This is a genomic window from Bacteroides sp. D55t1_190419_B8, assembly GCF_015558905.1.
Lineage (GTDB): Bacteria > Bacteroidota > Bacteroidia > Bacteroidales > Bacteroidaceae > Bacteroides > Bacteroides vicugnae.
The window spans coordinates 1-26,718 of the sequence record NZ_JADMOU010000025.1; the positions used below are offsets into that span (position 1 = coordinate 1).

Genomic DNA, 26,718 nt, shown 5'->3' on the forward strand with positions numbered 1-26,718 from the left:
ATTTCCAGTCTGAGCGCTCTTATAAATAGAAACGTAATTTATTTACCTTTAAAAAGCATCAGTATGAAGAATGTAGAAAAACACTTGGTTGGATGGCTGTCAGTTTGTTTGCTGCTTTGTAGCTTTCCTGTGTGGGCGCAAGGAGATGCCGGAGATTATCTAACAATCGTTGGTATGGTGAAAGACAAGCAAAATAAAAAAGCTCTGGAGAACGTAAATGTATCTGTGCATGGCAGTAATATCGGCACTGTGACGAATGCGGAAGGAGAATTTGCTTTGAAAATCAAAAAAACAGAAGCGTCGCGCGAACTGGAGATTTCACATATAGGTTATGTAAATAATCATATCTCTCTGGAGAAAGAAACACCCTCTAAGTTGACGGTTTGGCTGACACCTCATGCCAACCTGCTGAATGAAGTGGTGGTGTTTGCTGAAAATCCACGTATGATTGTAGAGAAGGCAATCAGTAAGATTCCTCTAAATTATAGTGATAAGCGTGATATGCTGACGGGATTTTATCGGGAGACTGTACAGAAAGGGCGTCGGTATATTGGTATATCGGAGGCTGTGATCGATGTGTCCAAAACAGCCTACACTAATAGAAATACTAATCATGACAAAGTAAGGGTGGTGAAGGGACGTCGCCTGCTTAGCCAGAAAGCGAGTGATATCTTTAGAGCACGCAGTGGATAAATTAAAAAAGCAATCGAATTGAAACAGGGATAGTTTTCTTATATTTGAGGTCAATCATAAAGATGCTGGATGAACTGCTCATACTAAAAAAGATAAAAGGAGGTGACATGAAAGCGTTTGAGGAACTTTTTCGTCGTTACTATTTTCCTCTTTGCTGTTATGCGGCAGGTATGTTTGTCGAAAGGCGTACGCGTAACGTGCGAATGATTCCTCAAAAGGTGGTATATACAATTTCTTATAAACCGTGGCAAGGGACTTATTACATACACCATATCCGTGGAGATCTTCATTTCAAAGTGAAACGGACAAAAATGCTGTTCGGCAGCCGGGATCTTCATATCTGGTTTGAGATGATTACTTGCAAGGTGGATACCGAACAAGTGGTCGTATTTCCCCGTACAGACAGATTGCCCACCCGTACCATCTTCTCTGACACCTATTTCAAATATGATGAGAACTTTTGGAAGGACTTCAACGTGATCCCATTGGAAGAGGAAATCAGTAAACTGATAGAAAAGATCTCTTTGAAGATAGAAGAAATAGGTGATTGATTTGTTTTGTCATTCAATGAGATTGCTGTACCTTTGCATCCGGTTTAAAAGATTGTATGTTATGGAATTACCAAAAGATCCGATGATGTTGTTCAGCGTCATCAATATGAAGTTACGTGATTGTTATTCTTCACTTGACGAACTTTGTGAAGATATGAATGTGGACAAGGATGAATTAGTGAATCAGTTGAAAGCCGTGGGCTTTGAATATAGTGTGGAACACAATAAGTTCTGGTAATCATTTTCTTGTTTATAACTTATAGATAAACTACTAAAAGTGCCTTCATCGCCTTTACAAAGGATATGGAGGCACTTTCTATATCTTATGCGCAGCTTCTCTCTTACTCTTTCTTGTTAATAAAAGCAAAATGCGGATTCCCGTATTTAACTTCCCGGCTCTTCTGCGTTCTAACTAATAAAGCTTAGAAAAAGAATTGATGATAAACGAGAATAAAATTCGTGAAGCTTGTGCCTCGAATCGCGAACGGGGATTCAAGATGTTGATGGACTCTTTTCAGGTACCGATATATAATTATATCCGTAGACTGGTCGTATCTCATGAAGATGCGGAGGATGTGCTTCAGGAAGTCTTTATCCGGGTGTTCCGGCATATCGATCAGTTTCGCGAAGAAAGTTCACTGTCAACTTGGATTTACCGGATTGCCACGAATGAGAGTTTACGCTTGCTGAACGGTCGTAAAGATGAGGGAGTTGTTTCTGCAGAAGATGTTCAGGAAGAGTTGATGGGCAAGTTGAAGGCTTCCGATTATATTGATTATGAAAATGAGTTGGCAGTGAAGTTTCAGGAAGCCATTCTAAGTTTGCCTGAAAAGCAACGGCTTGTATTCAACTTACGTTATTACGATGAACTTGAATATGAAGAGATTGCCCGTGTACTGGATAGTAAAGTGGATACACTAAAGGTGAATTACCACTATGCGAAAGAGAAGATTAAGGAATATATATTAAACAGATAGAATGATGAAAAAGGATTTTGATTTTGACGATATTGGTAAACGGACACCTTACCGTACCCCCGATGGATTCTTCGAGGACGTGCAACGAAAGGTGATGGAACGCGCCGGAGTGAAGCAACAGCGGAAATCTCACATGAAGCTGATTATTTCTACGGTGATTACCATGGCGGCAGTATTGATCGGATTTCTGTTTGTTCCATCTTTGAGACAGGCAGATGAGGCGAAAACGTCTTCTTCGAAAGTGTTAGCTAATGGTACAGAATCTGTAGATAAATGGATTAAAGAACTATCGGATGAGGAGTTGGAGGAGCTCGTCAACTTCTCTGAAAATGATATATTTTTGAATTAAGTAACTCAATTATTATTTTAAACGTGAAGATTATGAAGACTAAATTTATTTATGTAATTTTGGCTGTCCTATTGATGGGAAGCCAGATGACTTTGTCTGCACAGAATACAGATAACAAAGAAAAGAAACAGCGCCCTACACCGGAACAAATGGTGCAGATGCAGACTAACCAGATGGTGAAAATACTGATGCTGGATGATGCAACAGCTACCAAGTTTACTCCGGTTTATGAGAAATATCTGAAAGAGTTACGCGAATGTCGTATGATGTCCAAACCGAGAACCGAAAAAGCGAAAAAACAAGGGATGGATGCCAATGCTAAGCAGGAACGGTCGTCCATGACTGACGACCAGATTGCAACCATGTTGCGGAATCAGTTTACTCAAAGCCGTAAAATGCTGGATGTTCGTGAAAAGTATTACAATGAATTCAGTAAGATACTTTCGCAGAAGCAGATTCTGAAGATTTATCAGCAGGAAAAGATGAATGCTAATAAGTTTAAGAAAGAGTTTGACCGCAGAAAAGGACAGAAACCTGGACAAGGACACCACCAGGGACAAAGAACTCGTAGTCCGCGTTCAGACCAGAAATAAAGATTAGGTTTATTTTATTATAGTTTTATTTTACTAAATCAACACAATTTGAACATAGACAGCCATATTTATTCTTTTCAGTACCGTTTGATTACTTGTTATGTCTTGTTACTGATTAGTTTGACTGTTTTTGCTCAGTCCGGCAAAGAACGTTTTTCCGGTCGTGTGATTGATACTGAAACTTATCAGCCGGTACCGTTTGCTACGGTCCGGCTTTTAGCTTTACCGGATAGTACATTGTTGGGCGGCGGCGCTACGGATGCTATCGGTAAATTTCAACTTTCCGTTTCCATTCCTAATCATGCAACTAAAGCGAAGTCTTTATTATTACAGGTTTCATATATCGGATATAAGCCGGTTTTTCATCCCGTTTCCATTTCCAGCAAAAGTTCTTCTTATGAATTGGGGGATATAAATCTGACTCCGGAAAGTTATGCTTTGGATGAAGCAGTGGTAGTGGGGCAGGCTCCAATGGCGGTGACAGAGGGGGATACAACGGTATTTAACGCTTCTGCCTATCGTACTCCCGAAGGTTCAATGCTTGAAGAATTGGTAAAACAGCTTCCGGGAGGTGAAATAGATGCAGACGGTAAGTTGCTGATACATGGCAAGGAAGTAAAAAAGATTTTGGTGGACGGTAAAGAGTTTTTCTTTGATGATCCGAAAGCCGCTCTTAAAAATCTTCCTGTGGAGATGGTGGAGAAGTTAAAAGCGTATGAACGTCAATCAGATTTGGCACGTCTTACGGGAATAGATGACGGAGAGGAAGAGATGATTCTGGACTTGTCTGTGAAAAAAAATATGAAACGGGGCTGGATGGAGAATTTTATGGGAGGATATGGAAGTAAAGACCGTTATGAATTAGCCAATACCTTGAACCGTTTTCGTGAAAACTCTCAATTAACCATTATCGGGAATCTGAATAATACCAATAACCAGGGATTCTCGGAATTACAGAATGAATCTTCCAGTTCAACAGGCAATATCCGTAGCCGGATGGGACTGACTACCTCCCGCTCATTGGGGCTTAATGCAACTTATGACTGGAAGCGCGTTAAATTACGTTCAAATATTCAATATGTTGGCACCGATCGTTTGGAAGATAGCCGTACCACAGTCGACAACTTTCTCCGGGAAGATAAATCAATCAATCTGGGCACAAGTCATAGCCGGCAACAGAATCACGAACTGGTAGCCAATGCTTCTCTTGAATGGAAAATGGATTCTGTTACTACATTGATTTTCCGTCCTCAATATCGTTTCGCAGCCAATGATAGAGAGAATAATGGCTTTCAGGAAGGGTGGGGGAATGATGTGTTGCTGAATGAGAGAGAGTCCTCCGGCACTAATCATAATTCCCGGTATAATCTGGCACTGATGTTGCAGCTTAGTCGGAAATTGAGTCGTCTGGGGAGAAATGTTGCTTTGAAGGTAGACTATGGTGCTAATGCTTCAGCTACAGAGCGGACGAACCTTTCTACTACCCGGTACTTCAAAAATAATACGAAGAAGATTCAGAATCAGAAAATAGAGGATGATGTTGACGGATTCAATTACCGGGTGCAGTTGGTGTATGTAGAGCCATTACCGTGGCGGCATTTCCTGCAACTGCGTTACAGTTATCAGTATAGAGTGAACAATTCTGATCGCTTTGTCTATGACTGGGATAAGGAATTGGAAGAGTTTGCTCCTGACTTTGATGAAGAATCCAGTAACCGTTTTGAGAATCAATATAGTAATCATTTAGTAAATCTTGCGATACGTACCTCGCAAAAAAAGTACAATTATAATATTGGTGTTGATTTTGAACCTCAAAAGTCTGTTAGCCATTCATTGTTGAGTGATGCTCCCGAAGATCAGTTGGAAAGAACGGTCATGAATTTTTCGCCTACTGTCAATTTCCGCTATAAGTTTTCAAAACGCACCCGTTTGCAAATTGTGTATAGGGGAAAAGGGAAACAGCCTAATATACGTGATCTCCAACCTGTGACCGACCGTACCAACCCTTTGAATATCCGTGTCGGAAACCCTTCGTTGAAGCCTTCATATATGAATACTTTTACGCTGAATTTCAATTCTTACAATACCAGACATCAGCGAAATATGGTAGCTACCGCTTTGTTCGAGAATACCATTAACAATGTAACCAATCAGGTGACTTATGATAGTGAAACTGGTGTACGAACTACGTCTCCGGTCAATATGAATGGTAATTGGCGGGCCATGGGTTCTTTTTCTCTCAATACCCCTTTTAAGAATCGTAACTGGATATTTCGTACTTACTCCTATCTGCAATACCGGAATCAGAATGGCTATACAACCTTGAATAAAGAAGAACCGGTGAAAACTTCCGTACAGCATTTAACGGGACGCGAACGTCTACGGATTACTTATCGTACCCGCCAAATGGAACTTACAGGGCTTGTTGGCCTGACTTATAACAATTCTTATAATGACGTACGGGAGAAGCGTACTGAAACTTTTGATTATCAGGCAGGGACCGAATTGCAGCTTTATCTTCCCTGGGGGATGGAGTTATATAATGACTTGACTTATTTTCTCCGTACCGGATATGGTTATGAGGGTTATGCCAAAGCAAATTTCATGTGGAACTGCCAGCTGTCAAAAGCCTTTTTGAAGAGGAAACAGTTACTAATCCGCTTCAAAATATATGATATTCTTCATCAGGACATTTCCATGATACGCACGATAACCGCTACTGCCATTCGTGACACTGATTATAATGCACTGGGTTCTTATTTTATGGTGCATGCTATACTTCGTTTGAATATGATGGGAAAATAATTAGAAATTAAATCTTCATTAGTTCGAAAACCACAGCAGGGTTTTGATTGTTGTATGTCCTACGTATAAAAACAATGTAAGGCTGGCTGAATGTTTCGACTGATAAAAAAGATAAAAGATAAAGGTCGTTGGCGTATTTTTAAACTGAAGTTGATTGATGCCCGACTGTACTTTGTCAGTATCTTCGTAGGATTACTGACAGGACTTGTAGCTGTGCCTTATCATTACCTATTACAGTTTTTCTTTAATCTCCGTCACGATTTCTTTGATTCTCGTCCCAAATGGTATTGGTACATACCTCTTTTTCTTTTGATGTGGGGAATACTTGTATTCGTATCCTGGTTGGTAAAGAAAATGCCGCTTATTACCGGTGGGGGTATTCCACAAACACGTGGAGTTATCAATGGGAGGGTTGATTATAAACATCCTTTTCTGGAATTGGTGGCAAAGTTTGTAGGTGGAATACTTGCATTAAGTACCGGATTGTCTTTGGGGCGTGAAGGTCCCTCTGTACAAATAGGTTCGTATGTAGGATATCTGGTATCCAAATGGGGGAGGGTGCTTAGCGGTGAACGGAAACAGTTATTGTCCGCTGGTGCCGGTGCCGGGTTAGCGGCAGCTTTTGCTGCCCCATTGGCTTCGTCATTGTTGGTGATCGAATCTATCGAGCGGTTCGATGCACCTAAAACAGCTATTACCACACTTCTGGCAGGAGTAGTGGCAGGTGGAGTTGCCAGTTGGATTTTCCCGATTAATCCTTATTTTCATATTGATGCTATTGTACCGGGAATGACTTTCTGGGGACAAGTGAAATTGTTTCTTTTGTTGGCAGCAGTCGTTTCTGTTTTTGGAAAGTTCTTTTCTGTCACCACTCTTCAGGTGAAACGTATTTACCCTGGCATTAAGCATCCGGAATACGTGAAGATGCTGTATTTGCTTTTTATAGCTTTTCTAATTTCTATGGCCGAGTTTAATCTGACCGGAGGAGGCGAACAGTTCTTGTTATCACAAGCTATGCATCCGGACACACATATCCTCTGGATTGTTGGCATGATGTTATTGCATTTTGTTTTTAGCACTTTTTCTTTTTCTTCGGGTTTACCGGGAGGAAGTTTTATCCCGACACTGGTGACGGGAGGACTTCTTGGACAAATAGTAGGATTGATTATGGTTCAACAAGGTGTTATTGCTTATGAAAATATCAGCTATATCATGTTGATTTGTATGTCTGCATTCCTTGTAGCAGTAATCCGTACCCCTTTGACAGCTATTGTACTAATAACCGAGATTACAGGGCATTTGGAAGTCTTTTATCCTTCCATTGTTGTAGGGGGATTAACTTATTACTTTACGGAAATGCTTCAGATCAAGCCGTTTAATGTTATTTTGTATGACGATATGATTCATTCACCGGCATTTACGGAAGAACCCCGTTATACACTATCTGTAGAAGTAATGAGTGGCTCCTATTTGGATGGAAAGATGGTGGACGAACTTCGTTTGCCAGAACGTTGTATGATCATTAATATACATCGTGATCGTAAGAACTGGCCTCCCAAGGGGCAGAAATTAATGCCTGGCGATCAGGTTCAAATAGAAATGGACTCACAGGATATAGAAAAATTGTATGAACCTTTAGTAAGTATGGCGAATATTTATTAAGTATTTCATCTTTAGATTCTGGTCCTTGATATATAAAAATAGCTGAAAGAGAGATTCTTCCAGCTATTCTTTCAGTATATTAAATACTTATTTTTTCTTATACCAATCGGGGTTTGTACCATATTTAGCCCAGTCTATAAATTTAGGATAGATTTCACTGATAGGTTTTTTCTCGTTTTTATCGAAGTTTTTTAATTCTGCAATATCATTTACATTGGCATTTGACAGGTAGAATGCAAAAGGGTAAATATTCTCTTGATCCGATACATAGTAGATACCTTCGTTAGGTTTTGAACGGTCGTCATATTGTCCGAAGAGGGAAGTATCTACTTTAGAAGTCGGTTTTTGCATTGGACTATGAACTTCCAGGCGATTACCTTCTTTACTAGGACGGTATATGAATGCATCGATTGATGTTTCCTGCTTTTTATTCGAGTTTTTATCTCCGTATTTGAATGTTACTTTATATTCGGCATTCGGGTTTGTTTTGACGTTATCAGTCAATATGATTGCATTACTTTCACGAGTAAATTTGTCAGCTCCCGAAGCTACAGTAAAGTCCTTTTCATTTTCTTTTCTAATAAAGTATTCAGTTGACTGTGCGTTTCCCTCATTTGAAAGAGTGAAACCTAATCCGTTAGTAAATACAGTCGATTTATTATATAAAGTTTTAAGCGTAAATGATTCGCTTAAAATTTCATTATATATATTGAAAACTTTTTGATAAGTATACTGAACCAATACGTCATTCATATCGTAATCACCAGCTTTAGGCCATTCATCTTCAAATGCGTATACACCTGTCTTTTCGATGGTTGTATTTAAATCTTCATCTACAGGAGGAACATTGGTGATTTCAGGATTGGCTTTTAAGGAGAACACAACATCTGTAAAGTTCTGGTCATCCATGAAATCTTCAAAAGCGATAGCAATGTTGTTGTTTTTATCTTTAAACATAGCCGTACGTACATCTATATTGCTATTCACTTTAGTGCTAAATCCTTTGGTGGAGCTAGCATAAAATCCTGCGGTTTGGGTATAGCTATTGAAGCCTGTAAAATAGGTGTTCCATGCGTTACATGCTAGAACAAAACCGATGCTATATCCTTTGGGGAAATTTGTCCCTTCCGGATGTTCAGGATCATCAAAATATTTTAGCTGTACAGCAGTGCCTTCTTTTACGCCTTGTGGAGAAGCTTGAAGGCTTCCGTTATTCCAAGTCATTTGAGTGTTTGGGAATATAGCATATACCTTTGCATCTTTCAGGCTAGCAGGAGCTTGGTCAAGTCGGTAATAGTAGTAGCCTAATGAACTGTTCCAACAGGTCCATCCTTTTAATGCGGTTAGAACTACGGCTGTTTCGTCTTTTTCAACATATAAATCGGCAGGAGTGCGAAATCCCTCTGGACAACTTCCTAATGTATTTAATACTTTATTTACAGTAGTACGCAATTCATTCATTTCAGATTTACTCAAAGTGAGTTTAGGATCGTTACCTTTATAAGCATAATCAATAACCCCACTACGTTTATCAAATGAGCCGAGATTAGTATTCCATCCTAGATTATTAAACCGATTTCCATCAAATTTTGTTGATTCTTTATAAGACGCTCTAGTCGTAGGCTGTTCATCTGTGTCTGATACCTTTAAAACACCGTTAACTATTTTTCCGGGTATTGCCTGTCTGGCAAAAGGTGATGTAGAAACGATATACACATTAGATACATAAGCCGGCAATTCTATTGTTGTAGTGAATTTGCCTTGTTCATCTGTCCATGCACCATCTAATGGCTGAACATTTTCTTTTAGAATAGTAGTGTTTTCACCTTCAATCAATGGATTTCCATCATAAATGGAGAAAGGAACTCTTGATTCAGAATTAGAATAGTCAATTTCTACTTGTACTTTTTGTATAGTAGAAAAGTTAGAGGGGTTAATTTCTGCTCCTGGAGCTTCTTGGTATAAGTCTTTATCACTGTCTACACAGCTGCTTACACCCATTGCAATAATCACTGTACATGCTAACCAAAATTTCTTCATATGTGTTGTTTTTTGTTTATGCAATAATTTAGTTCGTTTTGTTTTAAAAGAAACCCGTAAGCTCTTTAAAGTTCAAAAGCTTACGGGTGCAAAGATATATATATTATTCAATACAATCATAGAAAAGTTGAATAATTTTCAAAAATATGTTCTATAACTTGTATTTTCCAGTCTTTTTATCTCATTATTCCATACTTCTTAGCCATGCAATTTCTTCTTTCCATTTATTTTCATCTGGGGTTTCGAGTATTAACGGAATATTATCAAATCTGGAATCTTGCATCAATCTTTCAAAAAAAACTTTGCCAATCAATCCTTCACCAATGCTGTCGTGGCGGTCAACATGGGTGCCTAATGCTTTTTTAGAATCATTCAAGTGCATACCGCGGAGGTAGTTGAATCCCACTTCCTTGTTAAATTCATCAAAAACTTTATCATATTCATTGACAATGTCGTAACCTGCAGTATAAGTATGACAGGTATCGAGGCAAACACCTACCCGGCTCTTATCGTTTACCCGGTCGATGATATATTTCAGTTGCCAGAACTCGCTTCCTAAATTACTACCTTGTCCGGCTGTGTTTTCAATAACGGCTGTCACTCCGTTTGTTTTTTCTAAAGCAAGATTGATGCTTTCTGCAATAAGCGACAGGCAATCTTCTGTTGATATTTTATTGAGAGAGCTACCAGGATGAAAATTTAGAAGTTTCAAACCAAGCTGTTCGCAACGTTTCATTTCGTCCAGAAAAGCGGCACGGCTTTTTTGAAGTCCCTCTTCCTCCGGATGCCCCAGATTTATAAGATAACTGTCATGTGGCAGGATATATTCCGGTTGGAAACCGTACTTCTCACAATTCTCTTTAAAGAGGTTGATACTTTCTTTCGTTAAAGGTTTACTTACCCATTGACGTTGATTCTTGGTGAATAATGCAAAAGCATTTGCTCCTATTTCGCGCGCATTAATGGGGGCGAATTCAACGCCACCGGATGCGCTAACGTGTGCTCCGATATATTTCATATTTTGTTTTTTTAATCTGATTCCAATTTGCAAATATAACATTTTTGGAAGAACTAATGTTTGAAAAAACAATTAGGGTAGGTCGACTGCACCAAAAATGTTTTAATAGGAGCGGAGATGAACTAAATGGTAGCTTCCAATAGTTAGTAAGAGGTAAGCTGTCTTAATGCAGTATTTAACTTCCTGTTTTTTATTAATAATACTTTGAACTGCATTCTAGTTTACGTTCCACAACTGTTGAACGTAAATTCATAGGAATGAAGAAAATAGCAGTTCCAAGAAGAGTTACTAAAAATAGTATTGCGTTAGATTAATCCTTGTAACTATGAATTTAGTTCAAAACGCTCATAGAAAGGAAAAAAGTGAAATAAAGTTTGTAGTTCTTAATTTAACTTTCTATATTTGCGATATCCAGCTAGCTCCGGAGGGGGCGGTGGGGTGTTTTTTTTATTTAAGAAAGGCGTTTACCAAACGTTATCTTCTGAACTCAAATCTCGCAAATTTGAAATCTACAAGAAGATAAGGCAACGGAAGCGTTCACTAAGGATGTGTTATCAAACATTGTGCTTTGCATAATGTTCTGTATATCTCGTCTTGGCGTGGGCTAGCTGTGTTGCTTATCCTTGTAGATGGGCAATGCGAGAGCCTGAGTTCGGGATAAGCAGAAGTACAGACTCCCATGCCTTTTTTTATTTACTGCTCAATCCGGGGAGGCTATAAGCCATAAATAACATGCAAATGAATTATCATGCTCCCAATTCTTTGTTTTCTTATTTGAATGTAGCCTTTATTAAAAGTATCGGCTGTTTATGTGCTCTTTTCCTATGTATGGCTAGCTACGCGCAGGATGTCACTGTACGAGGAAAAGTTTCTACTCATGGAGAGGAAATGGCAGGTGTGACTATTGTTGTGAAAGGTAGCAATGGACAGCAGGGCACAGTAACCTCAGTTAATGGCAATTATTCATTGAAAGTGGATAGTAAAGGAACTCTTATCTTTTCGTATATTGGTTGTGAAACAATGGAGGTTCCGGTAAAAGGGCGTACTACGATCAATGTGGAGATGAAAGAAACTTCTTTGGCTGTTGATGAAGTAATCATTACTGTGCCTTACGGAACTGTTAAGAAATCTACATTTACCGGTTCGGCTGGAGTTGTTGATAAAAAGTTGATTGCGTCATCACAAGTAAGTAGTGTCTCAAAAGCATTACAAGGAAGTGTGGCAGGTTTACAATCATTCTCAACGAGTGGACAACCCGGAGAAGATGCTAGTATCTATATCCGTGGTATTGGTTCGGCCAATGCATCTACCACTCCGCTTTACGTAGTGGATGGCGTTCCCTACGACGGTGCTTTGTCTTCCATTTCTTCACAGGATATTGCTTCTATTACTGTGTTGAAAGATGCTGCGGCTGCTACGTTGTATGGATCGCGTGCTGCAAACGGTGTAATCATGATTACCACCAAACAGGGAGTCGAGTCTGCTCCGGTTATCGAGTTGTCTGCTAAATTCGGTTTTTCAAGTCGTGCGGTAAGAGATTATGACCAGTTAAGTACCAATGATTATTTTATGTTGCAATGGGAAGCTATGCGTAATAAATATATAAACGATGGTCATTCGGCAGAAGATGCTGCACAGCGATCTTCATCCGAGTTAATATCTGCTATTGGCATTAATCCTTATGGAAGCAAATATGTCCAGCCGGTTGGGGTAGATGGTAAATTGGTGGCAGGAGCTACACCATTGTGGGACGACAGTTGGGAGGATGCTTTAACGCAAGACGCACACTATACGGATTTAAGTGCTCGAATTTCAGGTGGAAGTAAGAATACGAAATATTACTTCTCGTTGGGGTATCTGGACGATCAAGGGGCATATATCTGTTCTGGCTTCAAGCGTTATACATTGCGTTCTAATATCACTTCCGATCTGCGTGACTGGTTACAGGTGGGTTTGAACGTTTCGGGTACCCATTCTATTCAGGATTATCCGAAGCAGGATGATACTGCAATCGGTAATATTGTATTGGCTGCACGTTCATTACCTTCATTCTATCCGGTTTACGAGCGGAATCCCGATACCGGTGAGTATTTGCTCGGTGACGATGGAAATAAAATCTATGATTACGGAAATTATCGCAAGAGTTCTTACCGCGGTTATAATTTTGTTCAATCTATGCCCTATGACAAGAATGAGATAAAGAGGGATGCGGCTTCGGTACGCGGATATTTGCAGATTGCTCCGATTAAGGGATTATCCTATAAGATGTCTTTGAGCATAGATTACAACAGTAAATTTTCGCATGATTATACTAATCCCACTTATGGAAAAGAACCTTTGGTAGGTTCGGTTAGTAAGCGCAATTATCGGACTACAGGTATGACATTCAATAATGTGGTAAATTGGGAGCATAAATTCAAAGAACTCCACAATATTCGTTTGATGGCAGGTCAAGAATATTATGAGTACAATACTTCCAACTTCGGAGGATCACGTTCCGGTGTCATTACTGATGGCTTTTTTGAACCGGACGCAGCTTCTACATTGACAGGTTTCAGTGGAAATAGCGATCAGTATAAATTACTTAGTTATTTCGGAAGTGCCGAATATGCTTTCAATCAGCGTTATTTCTTATCGGCGTCCATGCGTACTGATGGATCATCACGTTTTCATCCCGACAATCGTTGGGGAACATTTTGGTCGTTTGGGGCTTCCTGGAAAATTCATCAGGAGTCTTTTATGAAAGGTGTTGCTGACAAATGGCTGTCAAACCTAAGTATTCGTGCCAGTTATGGTGCTCAGGGAAATGATAATGTGGGTTATTATGCGTATCAAGAATTATACGGTATCGGTAGCTTCTTGGGTGAGACTACTCTTCACGCTTCTCGTCTGGCAACTCCTGATTTGTCGTGGGAAACGAACTTGAACTTTAATGTCGGTTTGGACTTCGGTTTTTTGAATAACCGCATCAATGGTACGATTGAATACTTTAACCGTGCGTCCAAAGATTTGCTGTTCAGCCGTGATTTAGTACTTTCTTCCGGTTTTAGTTCTATTGATGCCAATATTGGAAAATTGAAAAACTACGGTTGGGAATTTACTGTAAATGCTACACCTGTATTGACTCGTGACTGGACATGGCGGTTGTCGGTTAATATGACGACTTATAAAAACAAAATAGTGCAGTTGCCCACGGAAGTAATGTGGCAAGGTAGTAAGAAATGGGTACAGGGTGGTTCATTGTATGACTTTTGGTTGTATGAATGGGGTGGTGTAGATCCCGAAACCGGAAGTGCGCAATGGGCTTATTATGATGCTGACGGCATGAGGCATTTAACAGATGACTATTCGGCTCTGACTTCTGATAAGAAGGTAAAAGCTGGTAGCTCTTTGCCGAAATTAAGTGGAGGTTTCCAGTCAGATCTTACATGGAAAGATCTGTCATTATCTATGTTGTTCTCTTATGGTATCGGTGGAAAAATCTATAATAATGATATAACGATGCTGATGAGAGTAAACGGTGGTAATGGAGATAGTATGAGTAAAGAACTCTTGAACCGTTGGACACCAGAAAATACAAATACAAATATTCCCCGGTTGACACAGGATGGTACAAGCAAGTTTACTTCCTCGTCTACACGTTGGCTGGTAGATCGTTCTTTCCTTCGTTTAAAAACAATAACACTCAACTATAACTTACCGAAGAAATGGTTGCACCCACTGACTTTGAAAGATGCAAGCGTATTTGTGCAAGGTGAAAATATGCTGACATTCAGTAAGCAGCAGGGACTTGATCCGGAACAGCCGGTCAGTGGTATGGCTTCTTTCCGTTATCCGGCTATGAAGACAATTTCATTTGGTATCAATGTAAAACTTTAAAATGAATACAACAATGAAGATAAAACTTAAAAATGTATGTGGACTTATTTTGATGGTATGTGCAGTGGTGTCATGTGATTTAGATACTACTCCTACCACTTCATTGGATGCTCCGAATGTATATAAAGATACGAAGAATGCGGAACGTGTGTTGAGGGGCGCATGGAACTATATCTTTAATACGGGCTCCACTTATGCATCTATTGGTATGGGTTCCATAATGTTGAATGACGATTTTGCCGGTTCAGACGCTGTCAGAACAAGAAGCTATGGTTTCTCCGGCAGTTATAACCTGACAAACGGATATTCACGCGGCGAGTATAATGGCGTGCTTTGGGATTTGATGTATGATCCGATTAATAATTGTAACGGCATATTGAAGTATATAGACGATGTGGCGGGAACTAAAGAAGATAAGGCCAGGATCAAAGGACAGGCATTGGCTACACGTGGGTACGCATATATGATTTTGGCTACACATTATTCTTTTGCCATCGACAAAGATCCGAATGCTGTTTGCGCTCCAATATATACTGAACCAACAGATAACGAAGTAGCTTTGACAGGAAAACCTGCTTCTAGTGTATCAGAAGTTTTTGCTCAAGCTCTGAGTGATTTGGAAGATGCCTTGTTGTTTATTCCTGAAAACTATTCACATGGGAATGATGCGAATGCCCAGTATCAGATTGATTATTCTGTTGCATTGGGCTTGTTGGCACGTACTCATCTATATGCTCGTAGCTGGCAGAAGGCGTATGATTATGCGACGGATGCTTTAGCTATCAATTCTTATTTAATGAATGAGAATGAATATAAGAGTGGCTTTAATGATTATACCAATAAAGAGTGGATGTGGGGATTGTCATGTACAATTGACGATAATATGCCCTGTTATCTGTTTTATTTCAAGGATTGCACATCCGATGGTTATACAAACCTCAATGCCGATCCTTATTTCAAGGAAGAGTTTGAAGATGGTGACTACCGTAAGGATTTATTCGATTGGGGACAGACGGCTTATGGAGACTGGGCTATGTTGAATAAGAAATTCATATTTAAAGACCTCGACAATATGTTGGCGGATTTAGTATTGATGCGTACTTCGGAGATGTATTTGATTAAAGCTGAAGCGGCTGCTCATTTAGCAGGTAAAGAGGGTGAAGCACAACAGTTGTTACAGACTTTGCGTAATGCCCGTATGAAGGAAGGTAAAACTGCGCATGCAGTTACGGAAACCGGTGATGCGTTGATACAGGAAATATGGAAAGAGCGTCGTAAAGAATTGTGGGGTGAAGGTTTTGCTTTGACTGACCTTATCCGTAACCAACAATCAGTGGAACGTAAGGAATATGATGGAAAGATTACTGTGGGTGGCAAAGAAATATCGGTTAAGGGACATACTATTATTAGTTTACCAGATAATACTCCTTTTGTTCCGAATAGTAAATATTATCTGTTCCGCATTCCTGAAAAGGAAGAGTTGCAGAATACCGGACTTTATTCGAAATATCCGAGATTGTCTATTTATGATTTATAAATCCGTATAACTATAAAACCAGTCCCTTCTTCTTTTGATAATCAAAAAAGAAGGGGCTGATTTTGATATAAAGAGCATTGATTAAATTTCAAAATCAGGCAAATAGTCTGTCAGCACTTTACTAACTTGTTTCCCTTTTACTTGGTCAATAACAGTCGTCGCACCTTCCTTTTTACCTGCATCATAGTTTAAGGAAACTTTTTCCACTTTATTACTAACGTGAATAGCGGCTTTTCCTTTTTCCGTAAGGTTGCAAGTGATAGTCCAGTCACCTACTTGAATGGTATTGCCTTTGCGAACTAACTGCATATCCGGGCGATTATTTCCATGTATATCCATAACCGTTAAGAAACGGGCGGTTTTGCAAGGAACTGTTGTAGAAGAGAAATGCCAGTGATTAGGATATTTCACCGCTTTTCCTTGTGCATTCGTTACATTTTTCCAGTTGGTCGGAGCACAGAAGAAAGTATCTACCATTGCCTGTTCCGTTTTTGCCGAACTGAAAAGATGAGCAACAGAGATGCCACCGGCTTTATTTCTTCCGGTTACTTTCACTTCATTGGTCAGTTCCAGTATTTCCATCGGTAATTCTACAGTATGTAAAAGGTAACTCCATGTTACGGCTTCTTTTCCTTCCAGCTCATCATAAATCACGAAAATTCCGGTAGTTCCCAATTGGATGATATGACGGCGGAACATATCCAATTTATTCTCATCCCATCCTTTTTCAGGCGTATATTGCGTACCGGATAGTTCGCCACGTTTCAGCCATAGGGGAGAAGTCACTTTGCCATAAGCATTGGAAGCATCTCCTACCATATAAGCGATTTTTTCTCCTTCATACCAACGCGGAATCCAGCCATATCCTTCTGTTCCAATCTTTTGAGTCATTCCATTTACCAAAATACTGTTGTGTGCACGGGTGTTACGGTAAGAATACATACAATGATCGTCCGTAAAACCAGTACGATGTCCGCTGCTGTAAAAAATGGCTTTACCCCCATAGAATGTATTGAAAGCATTCTGATTGGCTAGTGCATGGGAAGTGGAACCATAAGAACTGGAGCGGAACGATAACATGGCATTCCTGTCTATATCTCCCAAAGAAGTATTCATCGTACCGATTCCTGTTTCATTGAATACTTTCGCCATGGGTAGCTCGGCAAGAGTATGTCCTTCTTTGGGGAGAGTTTTCTTGGTTGTACAACGATACCAGGTCAAATCTCCGGATTTTCCGAGGAAAGTCTTTTCCATAATATCCGGTTCTTTTTGCAGAATAGTACGTACATAAGCGGCCGCCCACGGATTATTACATTCACGTGCCAAGGCATCCGCATAACCTACTCGTGTACCGTTCGGCTTCATCTTGCTCTCGTGTGAATTGCCTTGTCCGGCAGATTTTGAGAATGGAGGCTGCTGGTAGATGACGTAAAATGCATTGTTGTTATACCACGTATCAGCGAAAAAATCGAATCCGCTGATACGGGAGTAGAAAGCGGGAACTTCAATCAATGTGCGAAGATTAACCTGGAAATAGGAATCACCATTGTGCCATCCTCCGTCAGCGTTGAGGCCCGGAAGACGGGATACCCATTCATTGTAGCAATAATCCACCCAGGTGGAAGCCATCGGTAGCTCACCATACGTAGCAAATGCCGCCATATTCAAGATACGGAAAGTCATTTGCCAGACATGATTATCAGCAATGCGGTTTTCCAAGTGATTGACATATTCATGATAGAACTTCTTTCCATTGTCACGAATCGTTCTTAGAAGTAGTTTTCTCTCATCCGGAGTCAACAGATTGTACCATGCATCATACGCTGAAGTACTCATGGACAGAATAGTAGAACGATTGAAATCTCCGGCAAAGTATTTACTGTTTTTCCAGGAAAGAATTTCGGAAAGCCGCTTTATACCTTCTTTGTAGTATACCTCGTCTTTCGTTAGCAGGTAAGCGCGTACCATGGCTTCGATATTTGCTTCTTCACGGTCTACAATCTTACGACTTTCCCGAATCAGGGCAGAACGATATTGAACAATGTTTGTCAGCTTGACAACCTGGGTTGTATCAATTTCTTCTTCCAGATGTTTCAGCGGGTGGTTCAGGCATTTATCGGCTTTTCGGATATAAGCCTGTGCCTCCGGATTGTTTTTATTCCGTTCGATGATATTATCCCAATCTTCGGTATCAAGCAAGATGCGGGGATGGTTTTTTGGTAATTTGGCTAATACTTCCTGTAGAGAAGGAGGGCTGAATGTACGTATGTGTTCGTCTATATAAAAATGATAAACAGGTGACCATTCTTCTTTTCCTTCTTTGTCAATGTAGGCATGTTGCCAATACCATTTCCCTTTTTCAAAGAGTTTGAATGGGTTGAAAAAGGCCCATTTTCTTTCGGCGGTAATCACTTCCGATTTGAATTCGGGGTCGCGTGCGATACGGATGCGGTAGGTTACTTCCGGTTTGTAGTCCTCTTCTTCAACTCCGTCCAATACGGCACCGAGGTGCGGGAACTTATCCGGCCACATAAAACGCGGAGGATTGACGGTAATATGCTGTCCGTCCAGGGGCGAAGGCGTTTCGCGGACTTCATGCATCAAGGTCTGTTGAGTCAGATGCATGATTCCTTTTTGTGCATACCCGTTGGCGAATAGCAAAAGGGTGAACAAGAGGAAAATAGATATTCGTTGTTTCATCATATAACTTTGCTTTTATTATTCATCGCTTTGTTGTTCAGCGTTGTTTGAATAAATCTTTCAGACGAATAGTCTTGTTATTAATCAGTGGACGTGCCCAGAAACCAATAAAGGTGATATATCCTACGAAAACAAGGATAAAGAGCATACCCGTGCGAAGTGATGTTGCATCTGCCAGCGTACTTACAATCATCGGACCACCGGCACCACCTACAATTGCCGAGCATAGTATACCTGCGAATGAACCGTGGTGCTGTGACGCAGAGTTCAGTGCTAATGAGAATACGATGGAATACATCATGGAGATACTGAAGCCAACAGCTGGGAAAGCAAGCATAGATACTTCTTTACTTCCGAACAATGCTGATAATAATAGAATGATCGTCAGAATTCCGGAAATCTGTAACAATCGTTTGCTGTCAATCAACTTGAGTAGGATCATGCCTACCAGACAACCGGCTGTCATCAATCCCCAAAAATAGCTCACGGCTTGTGCACCGTCTGTTTGCGGGTTAACTCCATGGTATTGTTCCAGGAAGGTACTCATAAAGATTGAAGTTCCTTGTTCCGTGCTTACATAGCAGAAGATTCCCAGGAAAAACAGCCATACATATTTCTGTTTGAATAAAGCCAGATATGAATCTTTAGATCCGCTTTTCTCGTCTTCTTTCAATTCGATTTTGGGAAAACGGGATACACCGACAGCAATCAGCATGACCAATAGCAGGATTGTAAATACCCAATAAAGAGATACCCACGGCATTTCCCGTGGAGTGACATCGGCCAACAAGTCGATAAAGAAACCCTTACCTGCTGTATATGTCGCCGGATTAAGTTCACGAATCAGATAAGTATATACCAGAGGACTTAGGAAAGAAGCAATGCCAAACATAAATTGCGCCAATTCAGCGATAAATGCATAGTTTTCTTCTCCTCCTACGGTACGTTGGAGTGGATTCAATACCGTTTGTAACATGGCCATTCCTAACCCGATGATGAAAGAAGAAGCTAATAACATTGGATACGTGTGCATGCAGGCAAACAAGATGGTACCGATGAACGGCATCAGAAACCCACCGAATAATACCGGCTTTTCACCGAAACGGTCAATGAGCAATCCGGCAGGGATAGACATGATGGCATAGGCCAGGAAGAAAGAAGTCGGGATAAATCCCGCCATTGCCAGGTCGCTTAGATTGAAGTTGTGGATAATATCCGGAATGAGTGGACCTAGAATATTGGTGATAAACGAGATGGTAAACCAGAACGCCATAATCAGCGCCAGCATTCCTAAATTTTTTCTCATAATCTTAAATAGTTGATAGTTGATAAATGATAACTGATAGATGGAAGTTGATAATTAATGATGATTGAGTATTTGTATGTTGGAATAACTTTCATTTACTAACTATCATTTATCAACTATCAACTATCATTTATTTTTGTTTTCATTTGAAAAAGAGTGAAGCAGCTCCAATACTTCCGGCCTTGTTTCCAAGAGCGGCAGCTATGATTTGAGTATTCACGGCGCAGTCGGGAATAGCGTAACTGCGGGCTTTTTCACTTACTTTTTGAATATAAAAGTCTCCGGCTTCGGAAAGTCCTCCACCGATTACAATCTTTTGAGGGCTGAAGATATTGATAAACCCTGCAATTCCGTGTCCCAGAAAATCGCAGTGTTCTTCCAGCGATAGTTGTGCAATCTTATCTCCTTGTTTGTAAAGGCGGACGATCAGTTCTCCATTAATCTCTTCATCCGGGTAGGAGATACCTGCGTCTATTATCCGTTGATTGAAACGGCGTACCAAAGCAGAAGTGGAAGCATAATGTTCCAGACAGCCGACGGAACCACAGGCACAAGGTTCGCCATTGGCAATGAGAGGCACGTGCCCCAGTTCTGTCCCCCGGTTGGCATAACCGTTGAACAATTTGCCATCAATGACTACTGCACCGCCAATGCCTGTTCCTACTGTTAGGAAAACAACATGAGTGGCTCCCTGTCCGGCTCCATACATTGTTTCTCCTAATCCCATCAGATTAGCATCATTTCCCAATAAAGCCGGGAGTCCGGTTTCCTTTTCAATACGGTCTGCCAGATGTATGTTTTCCCAACCGTTGATGTTTTCCGCACCTCCTAGAACAATACGGTTTGTAGAATCTACGATGCCTGGTGTACCAATTCCTATACCATTGATTTTGTAGCCTTGTTCTTGTGCAAAAGCTTTTACCTCATTGATAGCAGTAACCAACTGTCCGATGACAGCTTCTGCTGATACATCGGCTTTCGACGGTAACTTCCCTTGAAAGTAAAATACGCCTTCATTATCAATTAGGGCGTATTTTACAGAAGTTCCGCCAAGGTCAATTCCTATAGCGTATTCTTTTTCCATATCACCAAGTAATACTTAATACATAATACTTAATACTTAAAAAAATCACACTCTCTCTGCCCAAATCGGTGAACTCCAAGCCCATTGTCCGTCACGTTGGCGAACGCGTACATAGTAGTAATCCGTATCACGCTGCGGCTCTTTATCTTCCATGTAGTGTTCCAAAGTGAAGCAGCTTTCCGGCATAGCACGATTGAAGAGGATTGCCTCGCTCAACCAACCGATCATGAAGTGTGAGCGTGAACCTTCGAGCAATTCGCCCAATGTATGTTCAAACTTCTTGCCATTGAATTCGGCAATGATCTTGCCGTCTTTGGGCATTTCCACATCCAGAATGACGGCTTGCATGGCTGCTGTAGTTGTATTCGGATTCTTGCTGCTGTACATATCCAATTCCGTTTCCTTGTCGCCAACGGATACAATACGGTTGACATGCGTGTGGAATTCAGTTTCACCTTCTTGCGGAGAAGTGAACGCTGCGCCACGGAAACAAGGAGTTACACTATGGATCTGTCCTTTGTCTACTGACAGTTTGCCCTGCCAATGTACGTATTTCTCTTCACGATTCCAACCAAAATCAACTTTAACTTTGCAACGTACCGTATCACCTTCCGGAGCAATCGGAGTCAGAGGGCCGTTCATGCGAGCTAAAATCTGTCCATTCTTGACAATATCCACGTAGTCGATACAGCTTTCACCTGTGACGTTCAGATAGATACGGCGGCTGTTACCGCGAACTACGTCACCCATGAAAGCGTCGTTGAGGCGGAAGTCAATAATAATTTTATCACCGGTTGCGGCACATACGTGGCGGGTGCGGAGAGCTTCCCAAATAGCGTCGCGAGTCAATGACGGAGCCATGACACCGATACGACCGTCGCCATAGCTTCCCGGATAACCGGAATGTTGGTCGGTAGAAGCCATAATACCGAATTTGTTACCTAATTCAAGACCATATTGAATGGTTCCTTCCCATTGGCGCGGACCCATGTCGTGTAGATAAGGATAGTCTCCCTGGTCGCTTTCTGCCAGACCGTGGCGGGAATACATTTCTACGAATGGGGTAATATCTCCTTCGGTAAAGCATTTCCAGTTGTAACCACGATAGCCACCCTGATAACCCATGTGATGCGGAGTGATAAATACTTTGTGGCCTTTTGCCTTCTGTTTCCAGTCTTCGATAGAAGTACATTCCACAAGCGGTGCGTCAAGATCATAATTCAATGCAACATGGTCACCATGTTCCATGCTGTGGGCTTCGTATCCGACAAAAGTAAGGAATTCACCTTCTTTATTGTATTCATTCGTCATTTTTACGTACTTCTCATAACCGCCTTCACGCAAACGTTTGAAAGCTCCCGTGTGGTAATCGATTACCCATTTCAGGCGGGGATCATCTGCTCCGGGAATATCCGGCCACATAGCATGAGGAGTGACACTGACAAAATCCAATTGTGCTTTCGCTGCTTCAAAAGCATCGCGCATGTCGCCGTGTCCATATGTGATGTTGCAATGGTTGTGTAAGTCGCCCCAGTACATTTTGAGGTTACTGGCTGACGGCATAATTTTTTTTGCTTCTTTGCTTCCAGCTGTGCAAGAACCCAGTAAACTGCCTGAAGCTGCCAATCCGAGGAAAGACCAGCCTGTGTTTTTTAAAAACTTTCTTCTATCCATGGTTTTATCTAATTTATTCGGTTATGAGGCACGGATTACACGGATTTCACGGTTTTTAGAATGATGATGAGGTAAAACAACAGCGTTCATCCGTGTAATCCGTGCCTAAATTTATTATGTAAACTAATTATGAAGCATATTAATTCTTATTGATATGTCCTCTTCTTAGCGGTTTTGCATTTGCCGACGATCACCTTTAAAGAGGACTTTTTCCTTTTCATCCGGGTCAGTATCTTTGTACTGTTTTTGAGTATCCTGAAGCAGCTCTATCAGCTCTTCTTGTACTTTAGCATACTCCGGTTTGCCGAAGACGTTGTTCATCTCTCTCGGATCAGCTTTCATGTCATACATTTCCCATTCGTCAATATCATTGTAGAAATGAATCAACTTGAAATCTTGTGTACGGATACCATAGTGACGTTTTACAGAGTGTTCTGCAGGATATTCGTAGTAGTGGTAATAAGCTGCTTTACGCCAGTCGGCCGGGGTTTTTCCTTCGTTGACCAATATCGGTTTCAAAGAAGCTCCTTGAATATCTGACGGAATATCTACTCCGGCAAAGTCTAGGAAGGTAGGAGCAAAGTCTACATTCATACTGATTGCATTACTGGCACTTCCTGCTTTGATTGCTTTCGGGTAACGGATGATAAGAGGCATACGCTGACATTCTTCATACATGAAGCGTTTGTCAAACCAGCCATGTTCGCCAAGGAAGAAACCCTGGTCGGAGGTGTAGACAATGATTGTATTGTCCAGTTCACCAATCTTTTCGAGATAATTCAGTAGTCGGCCGATATTTTCGTCTACTGCCAGAACCGTAGCCAGATAATCGCGCATATATTGTTGATATTTCCAGCTGATTAAAGATTTGCCTTTCAAGTCACCTTTGCGGTATTCGGCAATGCGCCCGGCGTATACAGAATCCCATTTATCCTGAACTTCAATAGGCATACGTTTATATACACTATAAAGACGGTTGGTTGTATCTTTCAGCATCTCTTCACGAGTCATCAATTTGAGATCCCAGTCGTTTGTCAACGTGTGTTCGATAGACATATCCTGCTCACGAGCAGCTCTTCCACGACCTTCGTAGTCGTCGAACAGATTAGCCGGTTCCGGGAAAGTGGTATTGTTGAATATACCCAAATGACGGGGAGCAGGCATCCAGTTACGGTGTGGGGCTTTCTGGTGATACATCATGCAGAAAGGCTTGTTCTTGTCACGTCTTTCGAGGAATTTAATTGCTTTGTCGGTAATAATATCTGTAGCATATCCTTTTTCTACGATATGTTTTCCGTCTTCCCAGAAATCAGGATCGTAATAGTCGCCTTGCTCATGTTGACCGCTAAGGATACTCCAATGGTCGAAACCTTGCGGTTCGCTGATGAGGTGCCATTTGCCGATCATGGCAGTCTGGTATCCGGCTTGCTGAAGAAGTTTGGGGAATGTCTGCTGATCGCCGTTGAATGTACTTGCATTATCGGTAAAACCATTCTCGTGACTGAACTTGCCGGTGAGGATGCAAGCGCGTGAAGGTCCCGAAAGAGCATTGACAGCGTAACAATTATCAAAGCGAATACCTTCGTTGGCAATCCGGTCCATATTAGGAGTTTGGATTAGATTTCCTCCATAACAGGACATCGCTTGAGTGGTGTGATCATCCGTCATCATGAAGATAATGTTCGGTTGTCTGACTTCTTCTTTCTTTTGGCTGTTGCAAGAAACGAGGTTTAATGCTGCCAATGGGAGGAGTAGGGTAGAGGAGGTGTAATAGTTTTCCATAATGATGAAGAAGCCTCTCCCAAGAAAAGGGGCAGGGAGAGACTTTGAGGTTTTTTATAGTTTGTATTTTAATGACTGTTTCTTTCCGTTTACTTTCACTTCTACTTCCAGACCGTTTTCATCGAACGCTTTGTTCTTGAATTTAGCGTCAAATTTAGGGGCATCTGCGCTTTTCTTAACCGGGTAGATAACAGTGATGTAACGTACAGCTTCTTCACCGTCTTTTCTTACGTTGAATGATACATTCATACGTTTGTAGCGTTTGCGATAAGCTGTTGAACACCATCCCGGTTCTTTCTTCATACTCATGCCGGCAGGGCCGAAGCATTGCAGTTTCATGTTGCTTCCATCCTCAAACTGTGTCAGGAATGTCATGTCTTCGCGGCTGTTGGCAATTTCTCCTTTCGGCATCTGATAGTGAAGATTGATAGAACCTTTACCGCTACCTACCATTTCATCTACAATGACAAAGTAAGTGTTATTAACGAAGAAAACAGAACGGCGGTGTTTCAAATTCTTATAACTCGGATTTTCAGTTACTAAAGTCTGGATAGCACCTTCCGGTTGCCACAACTTAGTAACAGATTCTGTTGTATCGAGATTCTTATTATCCAGGGTTACTGTGTTGTGAACACAAGTCTGACGGTGCCAGTTGCGTTGTTCCATTACTTCGCCTTCACCGGCGTATACATACGAACCTGAATCCGGGAACAAATTCTTACCGTTGAACCAAAGTTCAAATGTTCCGTTGTCCGGCTGACAGTGCCAGAAAGCTTTCGGACCTGCCTTTACTACCATTTGGGTAGCATCCATTCCCCATGAATTACGGAATACAAAAAAGCCTGATTTCAGGAAACCTTTAGACATATAATCCGGCAATGCACCTTCTTTTCCTTCTGTAGCAAAGTATTTGATTGTCTGGTTCTTCGGGAACAGTTTACTCCATGACTTGTAGTTTTTCACCATTTCTTTCTTTGTTGTCAACTTGGCGTCGCTGAAACATGGATTAGTGTAATCAGGGAAAGAAATGTTTGCATAGAACATAATCATGTTTTCAATGGTATCCAAATAATCTTGGGGGAATTCCTTACGGAATCCGTTAGCATCTGCGATACCTAAGGCTTTACAGAAAATGTTAATAGCTGCCAGATGATAATGTGGGTCAAGTTCGAACTGTCCGCCATCTTCGTATACTTGTACGTGAATTTCACGGTTCAGAATGTCGATACCACTTTTTCTCCAAGCCGGAGCATCTTTGAATTCAGGGAAAAAGGCACCTGCATAAATCATGCGTTGAGCTTCAAACAGTAAATGGTTGCCTTGATCCGAGTAATTAGCAAGGATATGTACAGCATGTTTGTAATAGTTCACCAGGAATTCTGTCAGGAAGTCCGGAGTGAAAGAAGGTGAGGGAAGGAATAACTGGAACTGTGAAGTCTGGTCTTGCAGACGATTACTCACTTCCAGGGGACGCCATGCAAAACGTACGTTTTCTACTTCGCCTTTGATTTTTCCATCACTTACCAGCTCATATTCTTTCTTGTCCATCTTCACTAACGGATTTTTTTTAATCCAATCGATATACTGGTGTGCCCATTCTTTAGCATATTTTTCATCACCGGATATACGGTAAGCCTTACCCATCGGAGTGAACCATTTGTGACGGTGCAACTGCCAGCGGAGCTCATTATCTTTCACCGGCCAGTATTGCCAGTTGATATCTTCTCCATAATTGTAAGAAGGTTGATAACCTTTATGTACGAAGAATGTATGTTTCAATCCGTCATCCGCCCATTGCTGTTCTTCTTTGCTGATAGTCACTTTGTTCAGATTGATATCCGGAGTTTTTACGTTGGTACGTGCACGGTAATAGTCCAGTAATGCTTTGGCAGCATCCTCATCTTTACCCTCCTGATGCAAAGTTTTTACTTTCTCCAGTCCCGGATAGTCCAGGTTAAGGAGAGAAAAGACTTCGCTTTTCAGTTCTTGGGCGTAACCCTTGCTTACGAAACATGCGATTGCAAGCAGAACGATGTACTTTAAAGTTTTATTCATGATATAATAGGTG

The 26,718-nt window shown here is 41.0% G+C and carries 16 protein-coding genes and 3 pseudogenes; 11 read left to right on the forward strand and 8 right to left on the reverse strand.

Features of this window, described 5'->3' with window-relative positions; all coding sequences use genetic code 11:
* Nucleotides 1-63: 63 nt before the first annotated feature.
* The 9 genes and pseudogenes from I2I13_RS18280 to I2I13_RS18320 all read left to right on the forward strand — a co-directional run.
* Nucleotides 64-673 (forward strand): annotated as a pseudogene (locus I2I13_RS18280) (carboxypeptidase-like regulatory domain-containing protein); the annotation flags it as partial.
* Nucleotides 674-755: 82 nt separating this feature from the next.
* Nucleotides 756-866: pseudogene (locus I2I13_RS18285) on the forward strand (RNA polymerase sigma-70 factor); the annotation flags it as partial.
* Nucleotides 852-1,244, forward strand: a pseudogene (locus tag I2I13_RS18290) (carboxypeptidase-like regulatory domain-containing protein); the annotation flags it as partial. The pseudogenes I2I13_RS18285 and I2I13_RS18290, both read left to right, overlap by 15 nt.
* Before the next feature lie 61 nt (nucleotides 1,245-1,305).
* Nucleotides 1,306-1,482, forward strand: a complete 177-nt coding sequence (locus I2I13_RS18295) for a DUF4250 domain-containing protein (protein ID WP_004302174.1) — start codon at nucleotides 1,306-1,308, stop codon at nucleotides 1,480-1,482.
* 199 nt (nucleotides 1,483-1,681) lie between these two features.
* Complete coding sequence (locus tag I2I13_RS18300; RefSeq protein WP_004302175.1) at nucleotides 1,682-2,221, forward strand: RNA polymerase sigma factor; 540 nt, start codon at nucleotides 1,682-1,684, stop codon at nucleotides 2,219-2,221.
* Nucleotides 2,222-2,225: 4 nt separating this feature from the next.
* Nucleotides 2,226-2,570, forward strand: a complete 345-nt coding sequence (locus tag I2I13_RS18305; protein WP_148364586.1) for a hypothetical protein — start codon at nucleotides 2,226-2,228, stop codon at nucleotides 2,568-2,570.
* Nucleotides 2,571-2,602: 32 nt separating this feature from the next.
* Entirely contained in the window at nucleotides 2,603-3,163 is a 561-nt protein-coding gene (locus tag I2I13_RS18310; RefSeq protein ID WP_148364547.1) for a hypothetical protein, read from the forward strand.
* 48 nt (nucleotides 3,164-3,211) lie between these two features.
* Nucleotides 3,212-5,968 carry an outer membrane beta-barrel protein gene (locus I2I13_RS18315; RefSeq protein ID WP_195650152.1) on the forward strand — a complete coding sequence of 919 codons (2,757 nt, stop codon included), beginning with the start codon at nucleotides 3,212-3,214 and terminating at the stop codon, nucleotides 5,966-5,968.
* A gap of 90 nt (nucleotides 5,969-6,058) precedes the next feature.
* A complete protein-coding gene (locus tag I2I13_RS18320) occupies nucleotides 6,059-7,630 on the forward strand; it encodes a ClC family H(+)/Cl(-) exchange transporter (RefSeq protein WP_148364549.1) in 1,572 nt (523 codons plus the stop codon).
* An 87-nt stretch (nucleotides 7,631-7,717) separates the two neighbouring features.
* Here I2I13_RS18320 and I2I13_RS18325 read toward each other — a convergent pair whose 3' ends face one another.
* Nucleotides 7,718-9,670, reverse strand: coding sequence for an LruC domain-containing protein (locus tag I2I13_RS18325; RefSeq protein ID WP_148364550.1), 1,953 nt, complete (start codon nucleotides 9,668-9,670; stop codon nucleotides 7,718-7,720).
* A gap of 184 nt (nucleotides 9,671-9,854) precedes the next feature.
* Entirely contained in the window at nucleotides 9,855-10,688 is an 834-nt protein-coding gene (gene nfo / locus I2I13_RS18330) for a deoxyribonuclease IV (protein ID WP_195650153.1), read from the reverse strand.
* 732 nt (nucleotides 10,689-11,420) lie between these two features.
* Here nfo and I2I13_RS18335 point away from each other — a divergent pair.
* Nucleotides 11,421-14,567 (forward strand): TonB-dependent receptor, encoded by a 3,147-nt coding sequence (locus I2I13_RS18335; protein ID WP_229128670.1) that lies wholly within the window; start codon nucleotides 11,421-11,423, stop codon nucleotides 14,565-14,567.
* Nucleotides 14,568-14,580: 13 nt separating this feature from the next.
* The gene (locus I2I13_RS18340; RefSeq protein WP_195650154.1) at nucleotides 14,581-16,104 is read left to right on the forward strand and encodes a RagB/SusD family nutrient uptake outer membrane protein; all 1,524 of its coding nucleotides are present in this window, start codon (nucleotides 14,581-14,583) and stop codon (nucleotides 16,102-16,104) included.
* 81 nt (nucleotides 16,105-16,185) lie between these two features.
* Here I2I13_RS18340 and I2I13_RS18345 read toward each other — a convergent pair whose 3' ends face one another.
* The 6 genes from I2I13_RS18345 to hepC form a co-directional block, all read right to left on the reverse strand.
* A complete protein-coding gene (locus tag I2I13_RS18345; protein ID WP_195650155.1) occupies nucleotides 16,186-18,807 on the reverse strand; it encodes a DUF4962 domain-containing protein in 2,622 nt (873 codons plus the stop codon).
* Nucleotides 18,808-18,841: 34 nt separating this feature from the next.
* A complete protein-coding gene (locus tag I2I13_RS18350) occupies nucleotides 18,842-20,110 on the reverse strand; it encodes a sugar MFS transporter (RefSeq protein ID WP_167511733.1) in 1,269 nt (422 codons plus the stop codon).
* Between the two features lie 142 nt (nucleotides 20,111-20,252).
* Nucleotides 20,253-21,194 (reverse strand): ROK family protein, encoded by a 942-nt coding sequence (locus I2I13_RS18355; protein WP_195650156.1) that lies wholly within the window; start codon nucleotides 21,192-21,194, stop codon nucleotides 20,253-20,255.
* 45 nt (nucleotides 21,195-21,239) lie between these two features.
* A complete protein-coding gene (locus tag I2I13_RS18360; protein ID WP_195650157.1) occupies nucleotides 21,240-22,868 on the reverse strand; it encodes a Tat pathway signal sequence in 1,629 nt (542 codons plus the stop codon).
* A gap of 165 nt (nucleotides 22,869-23,033) precedes the next feature.
* Entirely contained in the window at nucleotides 23,034-24,650 is a 1,617-nt protein-coding gene (locus I2I13_RS18365; protein WP_195650158.1) for a sulfatase, read from the reverse strand.
* 54 nt (nucleotides 24,651-24,704) lie between these two features.
* The gene (gene hepC / locus I2I13_RS18370) at nucleotides 24,705-26,705 is read right to left on the reverse strand and encodes a heparin-sulfate lyase HepC (RefSeq protein WP_148364554.1); all 2,001 of its coding nucleotides are present in this window, start codon (nucleotides 26,703-26,705) and stop codon (nucleotides 24,705-24,707) included.
* Between the last annotated feature and the right edge of the window lie 13 nt (nucleotides 26,706-26,718).